Below are 8,427 nucleotides of genomic sequence, written 5' to 3'. Positions count from 1 at the left end.
CAGTCCAGCCCTCTTACGCTGATCTGCCCCCCTTCGATATTCTCGATAGGCAATACCGCTGCGCCAATAGGATTAGGGCGGTGCGGTGAGCGTAATGCAAAGGTTCCTTTGGTTTGGCTACCCTTGCAGGTGCGCTGGACAACGACTGTTCGATCAGCATTATCAAGCCAATATAAAATTAGAATGTGCTGGCCGACAATGAGGCCCTGCAGCCCATCATGATAGTGTTCATCCAGGTTTATGTGACACAACGGTCCGTTCGGCTGAATGTTGTTCGGGCAGTCTTCAATTTTGGTGTAAGGCGTCTTTATACAACCGATATAGGTGATTTCAGAGCTCATCATGTTGTCCTTATTCTATTGTTCGTTTTTAGTGGTAGAAATGGCGTAAATTAAGATGGTCAGCAGGATGATCGAGCCGCCGAGTACACTTGTCATTGGTGGGATCTCATTGAAAAAGCTAAATGCCCAAATTGGCGCGAGAACCGCTTCAATCATTAGGATCATTCCTACCTCGGGAGCCGTGATGTAGCGCGTGGCAGTTTGTGACAGTACACGCCCGAAAGGCGCGGTGAATAAGCCCATAGCCCCCATAATTAGCCAGGTGTTTAGGCTGTAGGCTGAAGGTGTGGCGACGAAGAACATCGCTAGAGCCAAGAATAATCCGCCAAAACCGACACTTGCCATGCGGCTGACATTCTTATATTTGCGCAGCAGTGTCTGATTGAGGGATAAACAGGTGACGGCGAACACAGCCAGCCCGTCACCGATGAGATTGCCGGAATCAAAGGAGCCTGATACCACAATAACGATCCCGATCATGACAGAAATGATCGCTATCTAGGTTGAACGCTTTGTCACTTCTCCCAGTAACAGCCAGCTAAATACTGCCGCTAGCGCCGGTGCCGCACTGAGAATAACGAAGGTGTTGGCGATCGAAGTATGTTTGATACTCAGCACCAATCCTGTTGCACTTCCTAACATTAACAAGCCAGAGAGCAATACAGGCCAGCCGCTTTCGCTTATCGCTCTTATCAAGCCACGTTCATCTCTCAGCTGGATGAAAATTGGCATGGATATAGCGGTAAACAAACCAAACAGAAAAGCGGTATCAAATCCGCTAACACCTGAAAAGCGGATGAAAATTGGATCCAGGCTCATTAGCAAAACCCCCATCAGGGTGATACCCACACCCATAGTGCGAGCACTCTTGAAGCTGCTTTTGTCCATCATCATATTTGTCATTTTTCACGCCTCTATAAAATCATACTGGCTGGTATGATTAATGGTTTATGAGGTGAGCAGAAAATGGGAAAAATCGAGCAAAATAAAGAGATAAAAAGGCGGGCGATTTTAGCTGCGGCACAAGAGATTTTTTTATCCGAGGGATATGTGCTGTCCAGTATGGACAAAATAGCGGCGCAGGCTCGAATGACAAAACAAACGGTATACCGATACTTCCCGACAAAAATCGATTTGTTTCAGGCAACGTTGCGTCACATGGGAGAAAGTCTTGATGATAGCTTCCTTACCCACCTACAAAACCCAAACACGCACGATGCCTTAACAGGTTTTGCCAGGGAGTTTATCGGCTTTCACTTATCGGATAACCACATTGCCACATTCCGGCTATTGATGGCTGAAAGTGCGAAAGCCCCTGAAATTGTCAGCATTTTTCATGCGATAGGGCCTGATGATACGCATGAAAAGCTTGCGTCGTTTTTCTCTGAAAGACTCGATGTCAAAGATACGGAAACAACGATAAAGCTTTGGCTTGGAATGTTGCTATCACTGAGATCGGGTGTTTTGATGGGAAGAGAAAAACCGAGCCAGCGCCAGATTGATGAGCATGCCAGAAAAGCGACTGATTTCTTGCTGGCTGCCATTGCTTGAGGAGAGAATAGAGTATTGAAGAGGTCTTCTCTTTTAATTATGCCAAGGCTATAAGGTGTAGATGTACATTTCTAACAGGGCATAGGTAATGAGAAAGTAGCAGGTAAAAATGTCAATGATATTGATGAGCAGTTGATAGCTATCTATGTACATAATACTTATTATTCCGAATTAATTGCTCAAAGCGGGTTACAGTTTGCAAAGCTGCATTGAGTTAGCAATGAGTTGCTTGTGAAACCCGCTTTAAGCCTGATGATCAACCGCACTCAATACGAGCTCGAGTGATCACTCATTATTTCTTGCGGCCAGTGTATAGGTCTTATGCGTTTGCCGCGTTGTCTGCTGGCCGGTATGGTTCTTCTCGCACGGCATGAGACAGGACTAACTTGATGATGTAGATCGGCGCCAGCCATTCAAGTCCGCTCAGCGGCATAAAGGCACTTTGGTTAATCATGACCGCCAGCATCACAATGGCCAGGGCGACAGGACGATGCAAGTAGAGCGGTAATACGTGGATCAGCACGATGGACGCGATCATCATGCCATACCAGAACAAGGCATAACCCCATGTGACATCAAAACACAGTGGTGCCAGGAAGATCTGGAAATGGATGATTGGAAAAACAAATTTACTTTTAACCAGCTTCGCCATCATTGATTGCGGTAAAACTTGCTCCGAGTAGAGGAAGCGTTTCATGGAGCCCAATGAATTGGTGAGTACACCACCAATCATATCGATAGCTAGAAAACTGGCTACGGCAATCTGCAGCAGGCTCCATTCTAAGTTCTGCCAAGAAAGAAAATACAGGATAACCGGTGCCAAGAAGGCAGCGTAGCTAGCCAGTATACTTTCGGCGCGTGTGGCACCGTGGCCTGTCGTAAAATTGAATTTCCCCTGACAGTTCCAGTCGATATGGGCATCTTTGATGGTGTGGATGTTCTCTTTCATTATTGACTCCTGAGTATCTTCGCTTTCGACTACAAGCACTCTTTGTTGAAGATCCGGCACCACCTGTAAGATGTCGGTGTACAAAATCAAGCCTATATAGTCCACTTGGTCCAAATAATAGTGGCTGATTTTTTAATCGTCAATCTTTTTGGTCCACTCGGTCCAATAAAGATCTGCAACTGGACTCGTTGTGGTCGATCGTTTATTGTCCAAGTGGTCTGAAACAGGAGGGAAATATGCCCAAAATCATTGACCATGAGGCTTATCGTCTGGAGCTGGCTACAAAAGCCGTAGATGTGTTTATCGAGCATGGCTATAACGGCTTGGGTATGCGGGGCATTGCCGACGCAATCGGCGTATCAAAAAGTGCGCTTTATCATTATTTTCCGAGTAAACAGGAACTTTTTTCTGCCTGTACTGAAATTATCACTCAGCCGAGTAATTTATATGGAGTGGCTGAAGGCGAGGTCGTCCCTGCTTTAAAGGGTGAGGCTATTGCTGCAATGATTGGTGTACTAGACAATCGCTTTCAGGGTGAGATGGCGCTACTACTCGATTATGTCCGGGGTAAAAATGCCGGGGAGGTTGCCGGGGATCCTTTGATGAATAAGGCCAATGCACAATACCTGTCAGAGATGGAGAATATGGTTGGTGAGTCCCAGGCCAACCAGGCAATGGCCTTGATGCTGGGGGGCCTGCTAATGAGGATGCTAAGCGGCAAGCAAATCGGAATTGACGAAATAACGTCGTGGATCACAGCCCTGCCGTCGCAAGAAAAAGGCAGTGATGATTAAGAATCTCGGCTTTGCCAGATGGTATGTGATGCCAGTCGGGTGGGTGTGTATGCGAGCTTGGGCCTAGAGGTGATAGAGGTGAGGAGAGCGTCGGAATGAGTGTCACGGAATCTGCAGATCTTTCTTTTCATTCAGTTGCGCCGTGTTTAATGAAGGCATGGCGGGCACATCAGGATTCATTGTTAGCCTGGCTATATAAGCATACCGACGAGGACGCCCTGGCCGAAGATTTGCTCCATGAAGTCTTCTTGCGTGCCATGAGCAAGAAAAAGGATTTTTGTGAGATAGAGAATGCCAAGGCCTGGCTGTTCAGGGTGGCAAATAACCTGGTGATTGATCAGGTTCGTCAGCGTCGGTTTGTTCCGCTTGATGACTTGGATGTTGAGCAGGAGCTGCATGATACCGAGGTCATTGATAGCCTGACTCAATGCCTGCCTCGGGTACTGAGTGAGCTGGAGGCAAAAGACAGCGAGATCATCAAAGCTTGTGATATTCGGGGAATGACCCAGAAAGAATACGCCGAGCGCCATGGTATGACGCTGGTGGCGACCAAGTCCCGGTTGCAACGTGCCCGGCAGAAGCTACGGCGACAGCTCAGCCAGTCGTGCAAGGTAAAGCTTGATGAGTATCACAGGGTTTGTTGTTTTACCCCAAGAGATCCAAAAAACGAATATTAAGCTAAAAAAATCTGCATCCTTTTGACGCTTTCATCGTCTTTGCAAATAACGAGGTAACTTTGTAAGGACGATGTAATGACACTTTCTTTCATTACCTGCTCTCCCTGCCGCACATGGTCACGGGAGCTGTAGGCATGTTTCAGATTTTCTCCGATTTTGCCAGTTGGCTGGTGTTTGATTTACTTGGGCTGTCTGCTGCCACCAAAGCAGGCGATGCGATGCATTTCTTTGTTGAAGATGTCACCAAAATTTTTGCTTTGCTGGTGGTGATGATTTATTTAATCGCGGTGATCCGTGCGTCACTGGATGTCGAACGGGTAAGAGATTATCTGGCCGGTAAAAGTCGCTGGTTCGGGTATATGCTGGGCTCGTTGTTTGGTGCCATCACGCCTTTTTGTTCCTGCTCCAGTATTCCCGTTTTTCTTGGTTTCAGCTCGGCCGGGATCCCGCTGGGTATCACCATGGCCTTTCTGATCACCTCGCCATTAATCAATGAGGTGGCGGTATTACTATTGATGGGCTTGCTGGGCTGGAAGTTTACTCTGCTGTACATTCTGGTCGGTATGGTCGTCGGGATGCTAGGCGGCGTATTTCTTGATGCCATCAAAGCAGAGCGATGGCTACAGTCTTTTGCCGCTGATGCACTGAAACAGGGCCGAGATAAACCGTTCGAATCGAATGAGCCGCAAAGGAAAGCCTTGACCCTGAGTGACCGTCACCAGTTTGCCCGGCGGGAAACCGCGGATATCTTTGGCCGGGTATGGAAATGGGTGATCATCGGTGTCGGCCTTGGCGCAGCACTGCATGGCTTTGTCCCCGATGGCTGGATTGAATCTCACCTAGGTGATGGCCAATGGTGGTCAGTGCCGGCTGCCGTTATGCTGGGCATTCCGCTCTATTCCAATGCCACCGGGGTGATCCCGGTTATGGAAAGCTTAATTGTCAATGGCCTGCCGATAGGAACAACGCTCGCTTTTTGTATGAGTACCGTCGCTGCCAGCTTCCCTGAATTTATCCTGCTCAAGCAAGTCATGCAGTGGAAACTGCTAGCGACACTGTTTGCTGTCTTGCTGGTGGCTTTCACCCTTGTCGGGTGGACATTCAATATCGTTTCGTTCTAATGCTATAAGGAAAATACAATGAAAAAAATCAAAGTACTTGGTTCTGGCTGTGCTAACTGTCTAAATACCGCCGATCTGATCCAGACGGTTGCCGATGAACTCAATATCGATATCCAGATCGAGAAGGTTCAGGATATGGCGCAGATCATGGCCTACCAGGTGATGTCGACACCTGCCGTGGTGATTGACGAGCAGGTTATTCACAAGGGCAGTGTCCCAAGCCGTGATCTGGTTACCAGTTGGTTTGCTTAATTAATTTTTACCCGATAGCACAACGCTCACTGTTACTCAGTGAGCGTTTTCAAATCGGTCAATTTTGTACAAGAATTCAAATGGCTCTGGAGCCACCATCATCTAAAACGAACTAAAGAGAGAAACATATGAAGACGATTGGGATGTTGGGGGGGATGAGCTGGGAGTCCACCTTGAGCTATTATCAGGCACTGAATGAAGGCGTGAAAAAAGCGCTGGGTGGTTTGCATTCGGCAAAAATTTGCCTGTATAGCGTGGATTTTGACGAAATCGAAAAACTTCAGCATCAGGGCGACTGGGAGAAAACCGCAGACATTCTTGCTAAATCAGCAAAGGGGGTTGAGGCTGGTGGCGCTGATTTCTTGCTGATCTGTACCAATACGATGCACAAGGTTGCCCCGCAGATAGAGCAGGCAATCACCATTCCATTACTTCATATTGCTGATGCGACGGCAGAGGTGCTGATAAAGGAAGGCATAACGAAAGTCGGCCTGCTTGGTACCCGGTTTACGATGGAACAAGATTTTTATAAACGCCGTTTAATCGACAACTATGATATTGCAGTAGTCACTCCCGACGAACAGCAGATGGTATTGGTCCATCGTGTGATCTATGAAGAACTGTGCCAAGGTGTGATTGCCGAGGAGTCCAGAGAAGCTTATCTCAACATCATTGCTGATTTACATGAACAGGGCGCACAAGCGGTTATCTTAGGCTGCACTGAAATAGCCCTGCTGGTACAGCAAGCACACACTAGCGTACAGCTGCTTGATACAACGGCGATTCATGCAGAGGCGGCGGTACGTGCAGCCCTTGCGGACTGAGCCTTCACCTTTAGGGAAGAGAGTGCTGTCAGGTATCATCTCTCTTCCTGAGTCAGCACAATAATGACATGCTCTTTGCCTTTTACCTCAATGGTAAAACGGTACGTCCTTTCTTCTTGTTGCAGTATTCGAACCTTCAAATAGCGGCTGTTGTCTGCTTCAAAAATAATGTGGTCGGTCGCCGTATGGCTGGCCGATAGATAAATCGGCGTGTCATTACCGGCAAAGGTTGAGAGAAACCTTAGCTGAGTGTTGTCATCTTGGCTGGAGAAATGCCAATGATGGCGTGAGACATCCAGATTAGCCACGCCATAGAGTGAATTGTCTTGCTGTAACTCAAAACAGATTGGGTAGGATAAAGCCCCGCGGGGTGTTTTGATGGCTTTTCCCTGCCAGCAGCCCTGGAGCGCTACAAGTATTGGATCAGTAACAGGCATAGCCGGAAATGGTGCCAGCAAAACGCCTGTTAGTAGGGGTAGTACGAAAGCATGTACCTTGCCAGTTACATTGTTCATTGTTGTCGTCTGCGCGGGGCATGTTGAGAAAGTGCTACTCCAATTACAGGAAGAAATGGCTATATGGTCAATGTAGCGACAGAAGCTGCTTGTTAAGAAATGGAATGACGAATTCATCTTGGTAATGTGAGAGGGTTGTACATTTGCATTGGGTAAGCATTCTATTGCTTGATAAAGTTGTCATTTCATTATTTAATTCACCTAGTTTTGTTTTGAACGCTGTTTAATTTAGGTGGGATGAGATGACAAAGATCGTAATAGTCGAGGATGACCTCAAGCTGTGTGACTTGTTGGCGCATTATTTCAGGCAGCAGAAGTTTGAGGTTGTGACCGTCTCTGACGGGCGCCTGGCTACGGATACGATTATTGAGCATCAGCCCGATCTAGTTGTGCTTGATTTAATGCTGCCTGGCGTGGATGGCCTGACCATCTGCCGTAATGTCAGGCCGCTGGTCAACAGCAAAATTCTGATGCTGACAGCGAGCGATGATGATATAGACCATGTCGCCGGGCTGGAAATTGGTGCCGATGATTTCGTCAATAAACCGATTAAACCCAGAGTTTTACTGGCTCGCATTCGCATGCTTCTGCGTCGCGGCGATGAGCCTCAAATGTCGACTGGCGATGTACCGGCAGAGAGTGAAACTGGCTCAGACGGTACGCTAACAGAGTGCCGTTATGGTAGTTTACACCTTAACGGCCGGCGTAAGCTGTGCTCTCTCGATAACGAAGAAATATGCCTCACCGACAGTGAATTCGATTTGTTGTGGCTTTTGGCTTGCCGCCCTGACGAAGTTTTGTCGCGTGACTTCCTGGTCAAGAGTACTCGGGGGATAGAATATGACGGTCTTGATCGCACCATCGACAATAAAATTGTGTCGCTGCGTAAAAAGCTCAATGACAATCCTGCCCTGCCAAGAAAAATAATCACGGTACGTGGTAAAGGGTATTTGTTTATTCCTGAACGCTGGTAGGCCATAGTTAATGAAACGCTTGTATTGTGAGTTTTTTATTGGCGTCGCAGTGCTCTTTTTTCTGAGTATAGTTAGCTATATTTATGTCACTCAGGAGCTGACACCTGATTATGAGGAAGTCATCGAATTTAATCAGGCGCACAGCGTGGTGAATATTCTGGATGATGTCGCTAATTCTTTAGGCCAGAGCCGTGCCAATGAGCTTCTTGCCAAGTATGTTGAAGAAAATCAGTTAAGCCTTATAGCTTATTCATGGGAGAGCCCTGAGCTTACAGGCGAAATCATTGATGAGCTGCAAGCTCACCAAATTTACCTTGAAGACACGTACAGTTATTTCGTTGTATATGGAGAAGGGAATCAGGTATACAAGATCTTTCCTGACCTATCCAAACCGATCTGGCAGAAGTTGGATTTTGACGAGACACTGCT

General features: G+C 47.3%; 11 protein-coding genes and 1 pseudogene. 8 read left to right on the top strand and 4 right to left on the bottom strand.

The window, feature by feature from the left end:
• Window positions 1-341 (bottom strand): TrmO family methyltransferase (locus MHN01_RS09210; protein WP_239411081.1); only part of this gene is annotated, 341 nt, incomplete at its 3' end.
• A gap of 15 nt (window positions 342-356) precedes the next feature.
• A pseudogene (locus tag MHN01_RS09205) lies at window positions 357-1,244 on the bottom strand (DMT family transporter).
• 63 nt (window positions 1,245-1,307) lie between these two features.
• On the opposite strand from MHN01_RS09205, the gene MHN01_RS09200 reads away from it, so the two are divergent.
• Window positions 1,308-1,892, top strand: a complete 585-nt coding sequence (locus MHN01_RS09200) for a TetR/AcrR family transcriptional regulator (RefSeq protein ID WP_239411080.1) — start codon at window positions 1,308-1,310, stop codon at window positions 1,890-1,892.
• 319 nt (window positions 1,893-2,211) lie between these two features.
• On the opposite strand, the gene MHN01_RS09195 is transcribed toward MHN01_RS09200, so the two are convergent.
• Window positions 2,212-2,841, bottom strand: coding sequence for a hypothetical protein (locus MHN01_RS09195; RefSeq protein ID WP_239411082.1), 630 nt, complete (start codon window positions 2,839-2,841; stop codon window positions 2,212-2,214).
• Window positions 2,842-3,077: 236 nt separating this feature from the next.
• Here MHN01_RS09195 and MHN01_RS09190 point away from each other — a divergent pair, with 236 nt between their 5' ends.
• The 5 genes from MHN01_RS09190 to MHN01_RS09170 all read left to right on the top strand — a co-directional run bounded on the left by MHN01_RS09190 (window position 3,078) and on the right by MHN01_RS09170 (window position 6,509).
• Entirely contained in the window at window positions 3,078-3,635 is a 558-nt protein-coding gene (locus MHN01_RS09190) for a TetR/AcrR family transcriptional regulator (protein ID WP_239411079.1), read from the top strand.
• Window positions 3,636-3,730: 95 nt separating this feature from the next.
• Window positions 3,731-4,312: a sigma-70 family RNA polymerase sigma factor gene (locus MHN01_RS09185; protein WP_239411078.1), complete on the top strand. Its 582-nt coding sequence runs from the start codon at window positions 3,731-3,733 to the stop codon at window positions 4,310-4,312.
• 134 nt (window positions 4,313-4,446) lie between these two features.
• On the top strand, window positions 4,447-5,433 hold the full coding sequence (locus MHN01_RS09180) for a permease (RefSeq protein ID WP_239411077.1): 987 nt from the start codon (window positions 4,447-4,449) through the stop codon (window positions 5,431-5,433).
• An 18-nt stretch (window positions 5,434-5,451) separates the two neighbouring features.
• The gene (locus MHN01_RS09175) at window positions 5,452-5,685 is read left to right on the top strand and encodes a thioredoxin family protein (protein ID WP_239411076.1); all 234 of its coding nucleotides are present in this window, start codon (window positions 5,452-5,454) and stop codon (window positions 5,683-5,685) included.
• A 128-nt stretch (window positions 5,686-5,813) separates the two neighbouring features.
• A complete protein-coding gene (locus MHN01_RS09170) occupies window positions 5,814-6,509 on the top strand; it encodes an aspartate/glutamate racemase family protein (RefSeq protein ID WP_239411075.1) in 696 nt (231 codons plus the stop codon).
• A gap of 35 nt (window positions 6,510-6,544) precedes the next feature.
• Here MHN01_RS09170 and MHN01_RS09165 read toward each other — a convergent pair whose 3' ends face one another.
• The gene (locus MHN01_RS09165) at window positions 6,545-7,024 is read right to left on the bottom strand and encodes a hypothetical protein (RefSeq protein WP_239411074.1); all 480 of its coding nucleotides are present in this window, start codon (window positions 7,022-7,024) and stop codon (window positions 6,545-6,547) included.
• 242 nt (window positions 7,025-7,266) lie between these two features.
• On the opposite strand from MHN01_RS09165, the gene MHN01_RS09160 reads away from it, so the two are divergent.
• The gene (locus MHN01_RS09160; RefSeq protein ID WP_239411073.1) at window positions 7,267-7,998 is read left to right on the top strand and encodes a response regulator; all 732 of its coding nucleotides are present in this window, start codon (window positions 7,267-7,269) and stop codon (window positions 7,996-7,998) included.
• 10 nt (window positions 7,999-8,008) lie between these two features.
• The coding region (locus tag MHN01_RS09155) for a hypothetical protein (RefSeq protein ID WP_239411072.1) at window positions 8,009-8,427 on the top strand (419 nt) is incomplete at its 3' end.

This window comes from Photobacterium sp. OFAV2-7 (genome assembly GCF_022347985.1).
In the GTDB taxonomy this organism is placed as follows: domain Bacteria; phylum Pseudomonadota; class Gammaproteobacteria; order Enterobacterales; family Vibrionaceae; genus Photobacterium.
This window is presented reverse-complemented; position numbering and strand designations above follow the sequence as displayed.

Excerpts from the sequence above, each read along its gene's own strand:
- MHN01_RS09200 (WP_239411080.1), top strand. The coding sequence starts at position 1,308 with ATGGGAAAAATCGAGCAAAATAAAGAGATAAAAAGGCGGGCGATTTTA.
- MHN01_RS09195 (WP_239411082.1), bottom strand. The coding sequence starts at position 2,841 with ATGAAAGAGAACATCCACACCATCAAAGATGCCCATATCGACTGGAAC.
- MHN01_RS09190 (WP_239411079.1), top strand. The coding sequence starts at position 3,078 with ATGCCCAAAATCATTGACCATGAGGCTTATCGTCTGGAGCTGGCTACA.
- MHN01_RS09185 (WP_239411078.1), top strand. The coding sequence starts at position 3,731 with ATGAGTGTCACGGAATCTGCAGATCTTTCTTTTCATTCAGTTGCGCCG.
- MHN01_RS09180 (WP_239411077.1), top strand. The coding sequence starts at position 4,447 with ATGTTTCAGATTTTCTCCGATTTTGCCAGTTGGCTGGTGTTTGATTTA.
- MHN01_RS09175 (WP_239411076.1), top strand. The coding sequence starts at position 5,452 with ATGAAAAAAATCAAAGTACTTGGTTCTGGCTGTGCTAACTGTCTAAAT.
- MHN01_RS09170 (WP_239411075.1), top strand. The coding sequence starts at position 5,814 with ATGAAGACGATTGGGATGTTGGGGGGGATGAGCTGGGAGTCCACCTTG.
- MHN01_RS09165 (WP_239411074.1), bottom strand. The coding sequence starts at position 7,024 with ATGAACAATGTAACTGGCAAGGTACATGCTTTCGTACTACCCCTACTA.
- MHN01_RS09160 (WP_239411073.1), top strand. The coding sequence starts at position 7,267 with ATGACAAAGATCGTAATAGTCGAGGATGACCTCAAGCTGTGTGACTTG.